This window comes from Sanguibacter suaedae (assembly GCF_016342785.1).
GTDB classification, from domain to species: Bacteria; Actinomycetota; Actinomycetes; order Actinomycetales; family Cellulomonadaceae; genus Sanguibacter; species Sanguibacter suaedae.
This window is the reverse complement of sequence record NZ_JAEINH010000007.1, coordinates 102,360-118,034: the sequence shown is the minus strand read 5'-3', so window position 1 is coordinate 118,034 and position 15,675 is coordinate 102,360. Positions and strand designations below refer to the sequence as shown.

The window sequence follows — 15,675 nt, the reverse complement described above, 5'->3', positions numbered from 1 at the left end:
GGGTGCCGCGCACGTGCGTGACGACTTCCTATCGGCGGGAGCACCGCGTTTCTTAAGCGACCACCCGGAGGATCTCCTCGATAGACGTGTGTCCGTCGACGACCTTCATCCACCCGTCGTCGCGCAGGGTGCGCATGCCCTGCTTCACCGCGGTCTTCATGATCTCGGCCGACGACGACCCAGCGACGGCGTGGCGCTCGATCTCCTCGGTGACACGCATGACCTCGTGGAGGGCCAACCGGCCGCGGTACCCGGTGCCGGAGCACGTGGTGCATCCCCCGGGACGGTGCAGGACGGGCTTCTCCTCCCCCGGCAGCCACGGGAAGCGGGACGCCTCGAGCTCGACGTCGGACGGCTCGTACGGTTCCTTGCACTTGCCGCACAGGCGCCGCGCGAGTCGCTGGGCGACGATGCAGTCGATGGCGGACCCCACGAGGAACGGTTCGATACCCATCTCCACCAGACGCGTCACAGCGGACGGGGCGTCGTTCGTGTGGAGGGTGGAGAGCACCAGGTGACCGGTGAGGGCCGCCTCGATGGCGATCTGCGCTGTCTCGTGGTCACGGATCTCACCGAGGAGCACGACGTCCGGGTCGGACCGCAGGATGGAGCGCAGCGCCCCGGCGAACGTCAGGCCCGCCTTGGGGTTGACCTGGACCTGGTTGATCCCGGGCAGGCGGTACTCGACGGGGTCCTCGACGGTGATGACGTTGATCTCCGGCCGGGACACGGCGTTGAGGGTGGCGTACAGGGTGGTCGACTTCCCGGACCCCGTGGGGCCGGTGACGAGGATCATGCCGTAGGGCTTGTGGAACGCCTCGGAGTAGACCTCGTAGTTCTCCTCGCCGAACGACAGGTCGCGCAGGTCCAGGCTCGCGGTGGAGTTGTCGAGGATTCGCATGACGATCTTCTCTCCCCACACAGTGGGCAGGGTCGCCACACGCAGGTCGATCTTGCGCCCGTTGTGGTTGATGGACATGCGCCCGTCCTGGGGCTTGCGGCGCTCCGCGATGTCGATGTCCGAGAGGATCTTCACGCGGGAGATCACTCCCCCGGAGATGTTCTTGGGCGACCGCTGCATCTCGTGGAGCACGCCGTCGATGCGGTACCGCACGCGCAGGTCGTGCTCGGTGGGCTCGATGTGGATGTCCGACGCACGGTCGGTGATGGCCTGAGAGACGATGAGGTTCACGTACCGGACGATGGGTGCGTCGTCGTCGACGGAGTCGCCCAGGCGGGACAGGTCGATGTCGGAGAGCTTCTCCTGCTCCTCCTCGAACGCGCTCGTGAGGTCGTTCATCTCGCCGTCGGCGCGGACGTACCGGTCGATGGCACGGAGCAGGTCCTCGTGGGTCGCGACCACGGGGAGCACCTGCATGCCGGTGAGGGACCGCACGTCGTCGACGGCGAGGACGTTCCCGGGGTCGGCCATCGCGAGGAGGATGGACCCGTCCTGGAAACCGATGGGCAGGACCGTGTACCTGCGGCACACGGCGCCGCCGAGCCTGCTCACGGCCGCCCGGTCCACCGGGTAGGAGTCGAGGTCCACGAACTGCATGCCGACCTGACCGGCCAGCGCCGACACGAGCTGCCCCTCGGTGAGGGTGCCGAGCTCCACGAGCACCCGGCCCAGGCTGGTCCCCCGCACGATCTGCTCGTCGAGCGCCGCCATGAGCTGCGCCTCGGTCACCAGACCTTCCTCGAGCAGGATCTCCCCGAGCTGCTTCATGCCGACTCTCCTCACCGTCCACGACGGGCCACCGTGCCACCCACGATTTCACCGACCGTCGGTAGGTCTTATCGGCACGCAGGCGGTGGTTCGTGAGCCGTTGGGCCCGGAGAGTTGCCGGAGCGGTGTGCTGGGGAGCGCGCTCAGGCGGGCATGGCGGCGCTGAGGGCGGCGCTCATCGCGTCGACCGGGGCAGCCCGTCCGGTCATCAGACGCACCTGCTCCACCGCCTGGTGGAGCAGCATCCGTTCACCGCCCACGCTCGCTCCCCCCGCGTCGCGCCAGGCCGCGGCCAGCGCCGTACGCCGCGGCTCGTAGGCGACGTCGAGGAGGACGCCGAGACCGCTCGCGCGCGCACCGTCGGAGGGTCGTGCTGCGACGATCGACCCCACCTCGCGCGCGAGGTCGTCCGCGCCGTGCGCGGGGAGCGTGGAGACGACGAGGTCGGCCTCCACCATCGCGGCGGCCGCACCTGCGAGCGTGTGGAACCGGGGCGACACCCCCATGCGGTGCGCCGCACGCTGGAGCTCGCCCGTCCGGGCGAGGGACCGCACGAAGACGTCGACCTCCGGGTATCCGAGCTCCGCGAGCCCGGCGAGCGTCGACGCTGCCGTGGCCCCCGCACCGAGCACCACCGCGCTCCCCCGCGGCTGCTGCGTCCCTGCACCGGCGACGGCCATCGAGGCTGCCTCCGCGATGCCCTGGGCTGCGAGACCCTCACGGAGCGCGGTGACGAGACCATGGACGTCGGTGTTGGCCCCCACGAGGGACACCCCCGACCCGACGCGCTGCACGACGACCGTGTTCACGGCCCCGGTGACCTCGGCGAGCGGGTCGACGTGGTCGAGCATGGGGATGACCGTCTGCTTGAGCGGCATGGTCAGGCTCAGCCCGGCCCAGCCGTGATCCAGACCGTCGACCACCCCGCGCAGCTGGTCCTCGGTGACGTCCAGCGCGTCGTAACGCCAGTCCTCCAGGCCGAGGGCGGCGTATGCGGCGCGGTGCAGCACCGGTGACAACGAGTGGGCGACCGGGTGACCGAGGACGGCTGCCCGACGACCGTCCGCACCCGAGACACGTGCCGTCACTGGGAGCTCAACCACTCCTGGTAGAGCTTCCGGTTCTCCTGGTGCTCGGGGTACGTCTCCGCGAAGAGCGTCTCCCCGGTCGTCGGGTTCACCGTGACGAAGTAGAAGTAGTCCGTGTCCGCGTGGTTCACGACCGCCTGGATGGACTGCTCGCTCGGGGAGGCGATGGCCGTGGGCGGCAGGCCCTTGTGGACGTAGGTGTTGTAGGGATTGTCGCTCGACCGCTGCTCCGAGCTCGTCGTCGCGTCGGACGTCCCACCGAAGATGTAGTGGACCGTGGAGTCCATCTCGAGCTTCTGGTTGATCTCGAGCCGGTTCTCGATGACGCTGGCGACCAGGGGGCGCGCCTCGTCGACGGCCGACGCGCTCTCACGCTCGACGATCGACGCCTTGGTCAGCACCACCTGCCGGTTCTCCGGCGCCACGCCCAGCGTGTCGAGGGTCGCCACCGTCCGCGCCACCATCTCCGTGACCATCTCGAGCGGTGTGGTCTCCAGCCCGAACTGGTAGACCCCCGGGGAGAGCCATCCCTCGTAGTTCCCACCGGCCTCGGCGGGGAGCCCGGCCGCCGCCGTGTCGGCGATGGCCGCGTTGATCTCCTCCTCGGACAGGCCGGTGTGCTTCGCGATCCGCGCGATGGCTTGAGCCGCGGTGAACCCCGGCTGGATGTCGAAGTAGTAGTCGACGCGGTTCTCGATGTCGAGCAACGAGGTGAGGGCGTCGGAGGCCTTCATCTCCTTGAAGAGGTTGTACGTCCCTGCCTGGATGCCTGCCGCGTCGGGGTTCGCCGTGTATGCGGCGACGAACGCCTGGCGCGACGCGACGACCCCGGCCTCGACGAGCTTGTCGCCGATGACCGTCCCCACGTCACCAGGGCTGACGGTGATCTGCGTCTCCCCCGTGCCTGGGCCCGTGAAGTCCGTCGGGGCGTCGGGCTCGGAGCTGAACACGTCGACGGACCCGAAGTACTCGACGCCCCGGGTCCACACGAAGTAGCCACCGGCGCCGATGACGATCACAGCCACGAGCACGGCCACGAGTGCACGCTGACGCCGCTTCGCGGCAAGTCGGCGCTCCTCGCGCAGGGCGCGCCGCTCGGCCCGGGAGAGCGTCGACGAACCCTCTGGGTCCTCTGAGAGCGCTGGTCCCTCGAAGAGATCGTTCACCGGTTGGAGCCTCCACACTCGTCACGCGTCGTCGCTGCACCCTTGGGGACAAACCGACAACCTACTGCAGTTGTGCAACATTTGACAGACCGCACTAGCCGACGCGCTCTCCAGCCCGTATGCTCCGGTTCCGCTCGACGTCCAGCGCGGACTGCAAGATCACGACGGCAGCGACCTGATCGACGACGGATCGGTGCTTGCGGCCCGCCCTGCCCGACGCGTGGAGCGCCTGGTGGGCGCTCACGGTACTCATCCGTTCGTCGACCAGGTGCACGGGAACGGGTCCCACGGCCTGCGCGATCAGACCAGCGTACCCGCGAGCCGCCGCGGACGACGCGCTCTCCTTGCCCGAGAGGTGCTTCGGGAGACCGACGTACACGACCCCCACACCGCGCTCGACCACCTCCTGCGCGATCCGGGCGATGTCCGCGGGGACGGCACCCGCCGGCACGGCCCCGGAGCCGGCGACCCGGGGGATCGTCTCCACCGGCGTGGCCACGAGCCCGTCCGGGTCGCTCACGGCGAGCCCCACGCGCACGGTACCGACGTCGACGGCGAGGCGCGCGCCCCGCGGCAGGCCCTCCTGCGGCGACGTGGTCACGCGCCGAGCTGCGCCGCGACGTCGTCGCGGACCCCGCCGAGCGCCGCGGGCAGGGCCGTCAGGTCCTGTCCCCCGCCCTGCGCCATGTCGTCCTTGCCGCCGCCACCGCCGCCGAGGATCCCGGAGGCGCCCTTGGCGAGGGCCCCGGCCCGCAGGCCGCGCTCACGGGCGGCGACGTTCGTCACGACGACCACGAGCGGACGTCCCTTGCTCGCACCACCGACGGCGACCACGGCGGCCTCGGACTCGCCGAGGCGACCGCGCACGTCGAGCGCGAGAGCACGGAGGTCGTCGGCCGAGGCCACCTCGCCCGCGTCATGCGTCACCACGCGCGCACCGGAGACCACCGGGGCGCCCGCTGCGAGGGAACCGGCCGCGGCGAGCAGCTGCCCCTGCCGGAGCGTCGCGAGCTCCTTCTCGGTCTCCTTGAGCCGGGCCAGGAGGCCCCCGACGCGCTCGGGGAGCTCGTCCGTGCGGACGTTGAGCATCCCTGTGAGCTGACCGACGAGCGCGTGCTCCTTCGCCTGGAACCCGTAGGCGCCGTCACCGACGAGCGCGTCGACCCGTCGGACCCCGGACCCGATGGACGCCTCGCCGAGGAGCGTCACCAGCCCGAGCTGCCCGGACCGCTTGACGTGGGTCCCGGCGCAGAGCTCGCGCGACCAGTCGCCGCCGATCGACACGACGCGCACCCGGTCGCCGTACTTCTCGCCGAAGAGCGCCATCGCGCCCAGCGCACGAGCCTCGTCGATGTTCATCACCTGCTCGGTGACCTCGAGGTCCTCCGCGAGCTGGACGTTGACCCGCTCCTCGATCTCGCCGAGGACGCCGGACGGCACAGCCTGGCTCGCCCGGAAGTCGAAACGGATGCGGCTCGGCGCGTTCTCGGAACCCGCCTGGGTCGCGTCCTTGCCGAGCGACTCCTGGAGGGCCTTGTGGATCATGTGGGTCGCGGAGTGCGCCCGGCTGATCGCCTTGCGGCGGGCGGTGTCGATGGTGGCCGTGCCGTTCTCGCCCAGCGTCACGGTGCCGTCGACCACGCGACCGCGGTGCACGGACAGACCCTTGATCGGGGCCTGGACGTCGTCCACCTCGATGGTCGCACCGCCGTCGAGCACGATGGTCCCCTGGTCGGCCAGCTGGCCGCCGGACTCCGCGTAGAACGGCGTGCGGTCGAGGACCACCTCGACCGCGGCGGGGGCGACGGCCACGGGGCCGGGGACGCCGTCGACGACCAGTCCGACGACGGAGCAGCGGGACGTCGTGTCCGTGTACCCGACGAACTCGACCGGCTTGCCCATGGTCCCGTGGAGGGCCTCGTAGGCGGCCTTGTCGGCACCACCGGTGCGCTTGGCCATGGCGTCGGCGCGGGCACGTTCGCGCTGGGCCTGCATGAGGCTGCGGAACGCGGTCTCGTCGACCGCCACGCCCTGCTCGGAGGCCATCTCGAGGGTGAGGTCGATGGGGAATCCGTACGTGTCGTGGAGGGCGAACGCCTCCTGACCACCGATGCGCGGGGTGCCGGCGGGCCCGGCAGCGGACTTCGCGCCCTGGACGGCCGTGTCGAGGATGGTGGTCCCCGCGACGAGGGTGCGCCGGAACGCGTCCTCCTCGGCGTAGGCGATGGCGGAGATCCGCTCGAAGTCGGTCCCGAGCTCCGGGTACGACGCCTGCATCGCGTCCTTGGACGCCGGCAGGAGGTGCGGCAGGGCGGGGTCCTCCACCCCGAGCAGCCGCATGGCTCGAACGGAGCGGCGCAGGAGCCGCCGCAGGACGTAGCCACGCCCCTCGTTGGACGGGCGGACCCCGTCACCGATGAGCATGAGCGACGACCGGACGTGGTCGGCGACGACGCGCATGCGGACGTCGTCGGTCCCGGAGGCGCCGTAGGTCCGCCCGGAGAGCGCCTGTGCGGCGGAGATCACGGGGAAGACCTCGTCGATCTCGTACATGTTGTCGACACCCTGCAGGAGGTACGCGACGCGCTCCAGCCCCATGCCGGTGTCGATGTTCTTCTGCGCGAGCGGTGCGACGACCCGGAAGTCCTCCTTGCCGCTGACCTGGTCGATCTCGTACTGCATGAACACGAGGTTCCAGATCTCCAGGTACCGGTCCTCGTCGACGACCGGCCCGCCCTCGGCACCGAACTCGGGCCCGCGGTCGACGTAGATCTCGGAGCAGGGCCCGGCGGGGCCGGGCTGGCCCGTGTGCCAGTAGTTGTCCTTCTTGCCGCGGCTCTGGATGCGCTCGTCGGGAAGGCCGGCGATGGAGCGCCACAGGGCCCGTGCCTCGTCGTCGTCCTGGTAGACGGTGACCCAGATCGTGTCGGGGTCGAACCCGTACCGTCCCTGCTCGCGCGGGCCCGTGACGAGGTCCCAGGCGTACTGGATGGCCTCGGCCTTGAAGTAGTCGCCGAAGGAGAAGTTCCCGTTCATCTGGAAGAACGTCCCGTGGCGCGTGGTCTTGCCGACCTCGTCGATGTCGAGGGTCCGCACGCACTTCTGGACGCTCGTCGCCCGCTGCCAGGGCGGGGTCCGCTGCCCGGTCATGTACGGGATGAAGGGGACCATTCCGGCCACCGTGAACATCAGCGTGGGGTCCTCGGACACGAGGGACGCCGACGGGACGACGGTGTGGTCGCGCTCGGCGAAGTAGTCGAGCCAACGCTGGCGGATCTCGGCGGTACGCATGAAGTCCTCAATCAGGGCAGGGGTTCGGGCTGCGGGTGGTGCTGGGGCGAGCGTCCATGGTAGTCGGCACCAGGACGCCGCCGGGAGATCGACGGTCGTCGTCGGCGAGCCTCGTCCCCGACGAGCGTCGTCGCCGGGGTGGCGCGTCAGAAGGAGTAGCCGAGGGTGTCCTCGTCGTCGTCCTGGTCATGGTCGGCCGCGTAGCGCGCGGCGGTCGCACGGTCGCGCGAGGAGTCGCGGCGCGCACGGAGGTCGGCGGCCGTCCCCTGGGTGGGGGCGAGCAGCGCCTCCTCGAGCTCGGCGGCCCTGGAGTCACGTGCGGCGCGGAAGTCGACCATGAAACCACCCGCTGCCGCGCCGAGCGCGTCCCGGCCCGTGCTCACGGACTCGGTGGCGCGGTCCACGAGCGCCGCCGGGGCGTACCTGCGGGCGACCTGGCGCCCCTTGAGCACCACGGCCACGGTGAGCGCGGCTCCCGTGCCGACCCAGAAGAGTCGTGCCATCAGCGCGTCTTCTCCCCCGCGCCGAAGCGCTCCGCGGCACGACCGAAGGCCTGACGCACGCCGTACGAGAACGCGGCGACCTTGACGAGCGGCGCTCCGAAGGTGGCGGCGTAGAGACCCGTGAGGGCGGAGACGTTCTGGCTCACCTCGGACGCGGCCGTCGTGATGGTGTCGACCTTGACGAGCTGGCTGTTGGCGCTCGCGACGGTCTGCGCGGACTCGTCGAGGATGGGCACCGAGTGCGCGGTGATGTCCTTGATGCTCTCGGTCGCGGTGTCGAGCACCCGACCGAGCTTCACGAGGGGCACGGCGAGGAGGCCCACGAGCGCCACGAACGCCACAGCCGCGATGAGCCCTGCGATTTGACCGATCACTCCACAACTCCCTGCATCGAGTCCGACACCGGCCACGGGGCCCGGCGATTACCTGCGACGACCCTACCTGCACGCACGGACGCCCCGCGCGCAGCAGGGCTGCGGGCGGGGCGTCCGGTGGTGCGGTGGATCAGCGCGAGTAGTGCTCGACGACGAGCTGGACCTCGCAGGTCACGGGGACCTCTGCGCGCTTGGGGGCGCGAACGAGGATGAACGACAGCTTCTCGAGCTGCACGTCGAGGTACGCGGGGACCTTGGGCAGGACGTCCCGGTGGGCGCCTGCGGCGGCGACCTGGAACGGAACCATGGCCTGGCTCTTCGGCTTGACCTGGACCGTCTGGCCCGGCTTCACCTTGAACGAGGGGCGGTCGACGATCTTGCCGTCGACGAGGATGTGGCGGTGGACCACGGCCTGGCGCGCCTGCAGCGTGGTGCGGGCGATACCGGCGCGGAGCACCAGCGCGTCGAGACGGCTCTCGAGGATCTCGACGAGCGCCTCACCGGTCAGGCCCGGGGCCTTGCGGGCCTCCTCGAACGCACGGGCCATCTGCTTCTCGCGGAGGCCGTACTGGGCGCGCAGACGCTGCTTCTCGCGCAGACGGACCGCGTAGTCGGACTCGGTGCGACGACGGGCACGACCGTGCTCGCCGGGCGGGTAGGGGCGCTTCTCGAAGTGCTTGACGGCCTTCGGGGTGAGCGCGATCCCCAGCGCGCGGCTCAGGCGGACCTGGCGGCGCGAACGGGTGACGTTGGACATGCGTGTACGTCCGTTCCTGTCGTAGTGACGTCACACCCGTGCGCGGACGCGCCGGGTGCGGGACCAGCCGACGTGGCACGACCGACGCGAGGCGTCCGGTCCGCCGGGGCTGAGGTCCCAGGTGGCCGCCCGTGAGGGCAACCTGACGATCCTAGCACCGTCGGGACCGCGGCCGGTCCGGCGGGGCACCGACCGTCCCGCGATCGCCCCGACCCGCCCGTCCCGGACCGGTCCGCGCCTCAGGACCCGCGGAGGATCTGACGCACCCGCTCGAGCCGCTCGCCGACGCTCCGCTCGAAGCCCCGGTCGCTCGGCGTGTAGTACGTGGTCCCGACGAGGTCGTCGGGAAGGTACTGCTGCGACGCCACGGCGTGCGCCTCGTCGTGGGCGTACCGGTACCCGACGCCGTGCCCGATGCCCTTGGCCCCCGCGTAGTGCGCGTCGCGCAGGTGGGCGGGGACGGGCCCCGCCTTCCCCGCCCTGACGTCCGCGAGCGCCGCGCCGATCGCGGTGTAGGAGGCGTTGGACTTAGGTGCGGTGGCGACGTGGACGACGGCCTCGGCGAGGACGAGGGACGCCTCGGGCATGCCGATGAGGGCGACGGCGTGGGCTGCGGCGGTGGCGGTCTGGAGGGCGCTGGGGTCGGCCATGCCGACCTCCTCGGCGGCGGCGATGACGATGCGGCGTGCGATGAACCGGGGGTCCTCGCCTGCCGCGATCATGCGTGCCAGGTAGTGGAGGGAGGCGTCGACGTCGGATCCGCGCATGGACTTGATGAAGGCGCTGATGACGTCGTAGTGCTGGTCGCCGTCGCGGTCGTAGCGGACGGCGGCGACGTCGACGGCGCGCTCCATGGCGTCGAGGTCGACGCGGGCGGGGTCGGGTCCGTCGCCCTCGGTGTCGGCGGGGCTGTCGGAGAGGACCGCTCCGGCGGCGGCCTCGAGGATCGTCAGGGCCTTGCGGGCGTCGCCGCCGGCGAGGCGCAGGAGGTGTTCGAGTGCGTCGTCGTCGAGGGTGACGCTGCCGTCGAGCCCGCGGGGGTCGGTGACGGCGCGCTGGACGAGGGCGCGGACGTCGTCGGTGGTGAGGGGGCGGAGGGTGAGGAGGAGGGACCGGGACAGCAGGGGGGAGTTGACGGAGAAGCTGGGGTTCTCCGTGGTGGCTGCGACGAGGGTGACCCACCTGTTCTCGACGCTCGGCAGGAGGGCGTCCTGCTGGGACTTGGAGAAGCGGTGGACCTCGTCGATGAACAGGACGGTCTCGCCGCCGCTGGTGGTGAGGCGTCGTCGCGCGTCCTCGATGACGGCTCGGACGTCCTTGACGCCCGCGGTCACGGCGGACAGCTCGACGAAGCGCCGGGCTGAGGACGTGGCGATGAGGTAGGCGAGGGTGGTCTTGCCGGTGCCGGGCGGGCCCCAGAGGATCACCGAGCCCGGTGCTGCGCGGCGCGACGACTCCCCCGCGGGCTCGACGAGGCGGCGCAGCGGCGAGCCTGGGACGAGGAGGTGGGACTGTCCGGCGACCTCGTCGAGGGACGTCGGGCGCATGCGCACCGCGAGCGGGGATCCGGCACCTGTCGTCGGGACCCCGGTGGTCGAGGTGGTGGTCGAGTCGAACAGGTCCATGGGTCCAGGGTAGGTGCCGCATGGCACCGGCGGCCCGGGAGGTGGGATGCTGGCCTGCGTGTTCGAGTCCCTGGGTCGCCGTGTCGCCGCACGTCCTCGCTCCGCCGTCGTGGTGTGGGCGTTCCTCACCGCCGCCGGTCTGGCGCTCGCCGTCCTCGGGGTGCACGGGGAGAGTCTCTTCTCGCGGCTGACGAGCGGTGATCCGGGGGTGGAGGGGTCGCAGAGCGTCGAGGGCGCGCGGATCCTCGACGAGATCACGGCGGAGGGCGTGAACCTCACGCTCGCGGTGGAGGGTGCCGCCCCGACCGCCGAGGGGGTCTCCGACGCGCTCGACCCGTTGCACGACTCGTTGCTCGCCGACGACGACGTGGTGTCGGTCCTCGACCCGTGGGTGGTCCCCGAGGGGCCGGACAGCGACGTGGGTCGGCTGTTCACCTCTCTGGACGGTGACGGGTTCCTCGTGGTGGTGACCCTGGACCCGGGTCTCACGGCCGACGAGGAGGCCGTGGTGGTCGACGCCGTCACGGAGGAGCTCCGTGCGGTGGTCCCCGACATCGCTGCTGCCGTGCCGGGGGCCACGGGCATCGTGGGCGGGACGCCGCTGGTCCTCGAGGCGATCACGCACCAGGTGGAGCAGGACCTCACGACGGGCGAGGCGATCGCGCTGCCCATCGCCCTCGTGATCATGGTGGTCGTCTTCGGGGGGTTCCTCGCAGCCGCCATGCCGATGGCGGGGGCGTTCGCGTCGATCGGCGTGGGCCTCGGATTCCTGCTCTGGTTGTCCTACCTCGTGGACGTCGACGCGTCGGTCGTGAACGTCGTGACCCTCCTGGGTCTGGGGCTGTCGATCGACTACGGGCTGCTCATCGTCTCGCGGTTCCGTGAGGAGCTGCAGTCGGCCGCGCCGCCGCGGGCGGGGGCGCCGCGCCGCCGGAGCAGGTCGGACGAGGACGTGGAGGTCGCCCTCGTGAGGACGATGGCGACGGCGGGACGGACCGTCGCGTTCTCGGCGCTCACGGTCGCGATCTCGATCGCCGGTCTCATGGTGTTCGAGCCCGACATCCTCCGTTCGATCGGTGCCGCCGGGCTGGCGGTGATCCTCATCGCGGTGGCCACGGCCCTCACGCTCGTCCCGGCGCTCCTGCGCCTCGCCGGGAGGCGTCTGGTGCGGCCGGGGATCCTGTCCACCATCCCCGGCGTGAGCCACGTCCTGGCGCGGACGGCGGACGTCGAGCGCGACGAGGGCGCCTTCTCGGCGCTCGCCGGGCGCGTCCAGCGTCGGCCGGGTCTCGTGGCCGCCGCGTGCGTCCTGGTGCTCCTGGTCCTCGCGTCACCGGTCCTCGGCCTGCAGATGCGCAACTCCGGCATCGACCTGCTCCCCGAGGACGCCAGCCAGCGGGTCTTCGTCACCCGGTTGGCCGAGAGCTACCCGGGGACGGCGTCGCCCGAGGTCACCGTGCTGGTGCGCGCGTCCGTCGAGGAGACCGAGGCGTGGTCGCCGGAGGTGGCCGGCGTGGAGGGCGTCGAGAGCGTCGAGGTCTCGGACGTGGACGGCACGTACTCGACCGTCGGCGTGAGCCTGGCGTCGGGCGACCCCGGGGGGCAGGAGGCCCTGGACGTCGTCGGGGCGATCCGCGCCCTCGACCCGGGAACCGACTTCTGGGTCGTGGGGCAGGCAGCCGGCCAGGCCGACTTCGTGGAGGCCCTGGCCGACCGCATGTGGTGGGCAGCGGCCATCGTGGTCACCGCGACGTTCGTCCTGCTCTTCCTCATGACAGGGTCGCTGGTGATCCCGCTCAAGGCCCTCCTGACCAACGCCCTGTCGATCCTCGCCTCGATGGGCGTGCTCGTGTGGGTCTTCCAGGACGGGCACCTGTCCGGCCTCCTCGACTTCACATCCACGGGGGGCATCGAGACGTTCGTCGTGGCGCTCGTCGTGGCCTTCGCGTTCGGGCTCGCCATGGACTACGAGGTTTTCCTCCTGTCCCGGATCAAGGAGCTGCACGACGCCGGGGTGGAGTCCGAGGAGGCCGTGCGCCGAGGGCTCCAGCGCTCGGGCCGGATCATCACGTCCGCGGCGCTCATCATCATCGTCGTGTTCGCGGGCTTCGTCTTCGGCCAGCTGCTCGTCATCAAGCAGGTGGGCTTCGCGCTCGCCGTGGCCGTGCTCCTCGACGCGACCATCGTCCGCATGCTCCTCGTGCCCGCCACGATGACGATGCTTGGCCGGTGGAACTGGTGGGCACCACGCCCGTTGCGCGCGGTCCACGAACGCCTCGGGATTATCCACTGACCGGTGTCATCATGTGACGGTGACCCCCGCTGAGCCCCACTCCGCCGGTCGGGCGGTCCGCGCGGTCTTCGCCGAGCACGCTCGGGCTGTCGCCGTCGCGCGCCGCTGGACGATCGCCGTGCGCACCGTGACTCTCCTGCTCCTGGCCGCGACCCTGCTGGGGCTCGTCGGGAGCCTGAGACTTGTCCAGGGGGCGTCCGTGCCCTGGCCCATGACGGTCTCCCCGCTGGCGCTCCTCGTGGGGTGGCTTCTGTGGAAGGACGAGATCTGCACGCTCCTCGGACGACCGGCGGAGCCCCGGTTCCCGCACGGCATGCTCAGGATCGCCGTGGACGCGGACACCGCTGAGGCGAACCCTCGACCGTTCGGGTCCGTCCCCGCGTCGATGCGGACCTACAGGCCCGAGAGCCGTTGACGGTGGCAGCCGGTCGTCCGACGCCCGAGGAGAACGGTCCGGGACTTCGCGACCCCGCCCCGTGGGATCCCGACACCTGGGACGACTGGTCCCGCCGCGACCGCGACCGCCGCGAGCGAGCAGCTCTCGAGCTGGACGTCCGCGCGCGGCGCGCCGCAGCCGGTCTCGAGCACGAGAACGCACGGATGTCGTTCCAGCGGGCGGTGAGGCTGCGGATGCTCGCCACGGCTCTCGTGGCCCTCCCAGTGGCGGCGTCCTGGGTCACCGTCCTCGCGGCGCGTGACGCGGCTATCGCGTCCGGCACCGGCGATCGCAGCTTCGCGCCCGCCGCGTTCTTCGTCCTCGTCGTGAGCGTCGCGGTCGTCTGGTTCGGTCTCCGCGCGTGGGTGACGTTCCTCCGCCGGCGTCCGGGACCGCTCGTGCTGCCCGAGCTCCCCGACTCCCCCGCTGCACGCCGCCACGGATCCTTCGACGGCACCCAGGAACCACCCCGTCGGTGGTGACCGTCACCGGTGACGGTCCCGCGCGGACCGCGCGGGCGACGGAGGGCCGTCACCCGCGCGGGACCGCTGTCAGCTGTCCGCGGGCACAGGCTTGGCGTCGACGCCGGCCTCCTTGCGCTGCTGCGCGGTGATGGGCGCGGGCGCCTGGGTCAGAGGGTCGAACCCTCCACCGGACTTGGGGAACGCGATGACGTCGCGGATGGACTCCGAGCCGGTGAGGAGCGTGAGGATCCGGTCCCAGCCGAACGCGATCCCGCCGTGGGGCGGCGCACCGAACGCGAACGCGTCGAGGAGGAACCCGAACTTCTCCTGCGCCTCCTCCTCACCGATGCCCATGACGTCGAAGACACGCTTCTGCACGTCCTGGCGGTGGATACGGATCGACCCGCCACCGATCTCGTTGCCGTTGCAGACGATGTCGTAGGCGTACGCGAGCGCCTCGCCCGGGTTCTCCTCGAACGTGTCGATCCACTCGGGTGTGGGGGACGTGAACGCGTGGTGCACGGCCGTCCAGGCGCCTTCGCCGACGGCGACGTCGTCGTCCTCACCGGTCGGCTTGAACAGCGGGGCGTCGACCACCCAGACGAACGCCCACTCGCTCTCGTCGATGAGGCCTGCCTTCTTGCCGATCTCGAGGCGGGCTGCGCCGAGGAGCGCGCGGGCATCGGTCGGCTTGCCGGCGGCGAAGAAGACGGCGTCGCCCGGGTTCGCACCGGTCGCTGCAGCGAGACCGTCCCGCTCCGTGTCGGTGAGGTTCTTGGCGACGGGACCGCCGAGGGTCCCGTCCTCGGCGAAGGTGACGTAGGCGAGGCCCTTGGCCCCACGCTGCTTGGCCCACTCCTGCCAGGCGTCGAACCCGCGACGCGGGGTCGCAGCACCCCCGGGCATGACGACAGCACCGACGTACGGTGCCTGGAAGACCCGGAACGACGTGTCCGCGAAGTACGCGGTGAGGTCCGTGAGCTCGAGGCCGAAACGCAGGTCGGGCTTGTCGGAACCGAAACGCTCCATGGCGTCCTTGAACGTCATGCGAGGGATGGGCGTGGGGACGGTGTAGCCGATGAGGTCCCACAGTGCGACGAGGATCTGCTCGCCCAGCGCGATGACGTCGTCCTGCTCGACGAAGCTCATCTCGACGTCCAGCTGGGTGAACTCCGGCTGACGGTCGGCTCGGAAGTCCTCGTCGCGGTAGCAGCGAGCGATCTGGTAGTAGCGCTCCATGCCGGAGACCATGAGGAGCTGCTTGAACAGCTGCGGCGACTGCGGGAGCGCGTACCAGGACCCGGGCGCCAGACGCGCGGGGACGAGGAAGTCGCGCGCGCCCTCCGGCGTCGACCGCGTGAGGGTGGGTGTCTCGATCTCGACGAACTCCTGCGCGTCCAGGACCCGGCGGGCGGCAGCGTTGGCCTTGGCGCGCAGTCGCAGCGCGGCGGCCGGCCTGGGACGGCGCAGGTCGAGGTAGCGGTGCTTGAGCCGCGCCTCCTCACCGATGGTCTCGGTGCCGTCGAGCGCGGTGGAGACCTGGAAGGGCAGCGGGGCGGACTCGTTGAGGACGACGACGTCGCTCGCCACGACCTCCACCTGTCCGGTCGCGAGGTTGGTGTTCTCGTTCCCCTCGGGGCGAGCCGACACCTCCCCCGTCACCTGGAGCACGTACTCCGCGCGCAACGGGTGCGCGACGGCCTCGTCACGGATGACCACCTGTGCGACGCCGCTCGCGTCACGAAGATCGATGAAGGCCACTCCCCCGTGGTCACGACGGCGATCGACCCACCCCGTGAGGGTGACGGTCTGGCCGATGTGCTCGGCCCGCAACGATCCGGCGGTGTGAGTGCGCAGCACGGAGAAGCCCTTCAGGAGTGGGTATGACCGCCCGGGTTCACCGGGCGGGACGGTCGTCCGAGTCTAGTGCGTCGCACGGACCTGCCCCA

13 protein-coding genes are annotated in these 15,675 nt (G+C 71.2%); 3 read left to right on the top strand and 10 right to left on the bottom strand.

The window, feature by feature from the left end; genetic code table 11:
• Positions 1 to 52: 52 nt before the first annotated feature.
• The 9 genes from JAV76_RS10045 to JAV76_RS10005 all read right to left on the bottom strand — a co-directional run bounded on the left by JAV76_RS10045 (position 53) and on the right by JAV76_RS10005 (position 10,533).
• Positions 53 to 1,729 carry a GspE/PulE family protein gene (locus JAV76_RS10045; protein WP_198733910.1) on the bottom strand — a complete coding sequence of 559 codons (1,677 nt, stop codon included), beginning with the start codon at positions 1,727 to 1,729 and terminating at the stop codon, positions 53 to 55.
• Positions 1,730 to 1,872: 143 nt separating this feature from the next.
• The gene (locus tag JAV76_RS10040; protein WP_198733909.1) at positions 1,873 to 2,817 is read right to left on the bottom strand and encodes a shikimate dehydrogenase; all 945 of its coding nucleotides are present in this window, start codon (positions 2,815 to 2,817) and stop codon (positions 1,873 to 1,875) included.
• Complete coding sequence (gene mltG, locus JAV76_RS10035; protein ID WP_198733908.1) at positions 2,814 to 3,983, bottom strand: endolytic transglycosylase MltG; 1,170 nt, start codon at positions 3,981 to 3,983, stop codon at positions 2,814 to 2,816. Before mltG ends, JAV76_RS10040 begins: the two co-directional genes overlap by 4 nt.
• A 94-nt stretch (positions 3,984 to 4,077) precedes the next feature.
• Positions 4,078 to 4,584, bottom strand: coding sequence for a Holliday junction resolvase RuvX (gene ruvX, locus JAV76_RS10030; RefSeq protein ID WP_198733907.1), 507 nt, complete (start codon positions 4,582 to 4,584; stop codon positions 4,078 to 4,080).
• On the bottom strand, positions 4,581 to 7,274 hold the full coding sequence (alaS, locus tag JAV76_RS10025) for an alanine--tRNA ligase (RefSeq protein ID WP_198733906.1): 2,694 nt from the start codon (positions 7,272 to 7,274) through the stop codon (positions 4,581 to 4,583). The genes ruvX and alaS overlap by 4 nt, the downstream gene beginning before the upstream one ends.
• A gap of 146 nt (positions 7,275 to 7,420) precedes the next feature.
• Entirely contained in the window at positions 7,421 to 7,777 is a 357-nt protein-coding gene (locus tag JAV76_RS10020; protein ID WP_198733905.1) for a hypothetical protein, read from the bottom strand.
• Entirely contained in the window at positions 7,777 to 8,151 is a 375-nt protein-coding gene (locus tag JAV76_RS10015; protein ID WP_198733904.1) for a DUF948 domain-containing protein, read from the bottom strand. Before JAV76_RS10015 ends, JAV76_RS10020 begins: the two co-directional genes overlap by 1 nt.
• Before the next feature lie 130 nt (positions 8,152 to 8,281).
• Entirely contained in the window at positions 8,282 to 8,908 is a 627-nt protein-coding gene (gene rpsD, locus JAV76_RS10010; RefSeq protein ID WP_198733903.1) for a 30S ribosomal protein S4, read from the bottom strand.
• Between the two features lie 239 nt (positions 8,909 to 9,147).
• Positions 9,148 to 10,533: a replication-associated recombination protein A gene (locus tag JAV76_RS10005; RefSeq protein WP_198733902.1), complete on the bottom strand. Its 1,386-nt coding sequence runs from the start codon at positions 10,531 to 10,533 to the stop codon at positions 9,148 to 9,150.
• A gap of 58 nt (positions 10,534 to 10,591) precedes the next feature.
• On the opposite strand from JAV76_RS10005, the gene JAV76_RS10000 reads away from it, so the two are divergent.
• Genes JAV76_RS10000 through JAV76_RS09990 form a run of 3 tightly spaced genes read left to right on the top strand, consistent with a single transcriptional unit; the run spans position 10,592 to position 13,744 of the window.
• Positions 10,592 to 12,826 (top strand): MMPL family transporter, encoded by a 2,235-nt coding sequence (locus tag JAV76_RS10000; RefSeq protein WP_307844139.1) that lies wholly within the window; start codon positions 10,592 to 10,594, stop codon positions 12,824 to 12,826.
• Positions 12,827 to 12,845: 19 nt separating this feature from the next.
• Complete coding sequence (locus tag JAV76_RS09995; protein ID WP_198733900.1) at positions 12,846 to 13,241, top strand: hypothetical protein; 396 nt, start codon at positions 12,846 to 12,848, stop codon at positions 13,239 to 13,241.
• 2 nt (positions 13,242 to 13,243) lie between these two features.
• Complete coding sequence (locus JAV76_RS09990; RefSeq protein WP_198733899.1) at positions 13,244 to 13,744, top strand: hypothetical protein; 501 nt, start codon at positions 13,244 to 13,246, stop codon at positions 13,742 to 13,744.
• A gap of 69 nt (positions 13,745 to 13,813) precedes the next feature.
• On the opposite strand, the gene aspS is transcribed toward JAV76_RS09990, so the two are convergent.
• Positions 13,814 to 15,586 carry an aspartate--tRNA ligase gene (gene aspS / locus JAV76_RS09985; RefSeq protein WP_198733898.1) on the bottom strand — a complete coding sequence of 591 codons (1,773 nt, stop codon included), beginning with the start codon at positions 15,584 to 15,586 and terminating at the stop codon, positions 13,814 to 13,816.
• Positions 15,587 to 15,675: the final 89 nt, after the last annotated feature.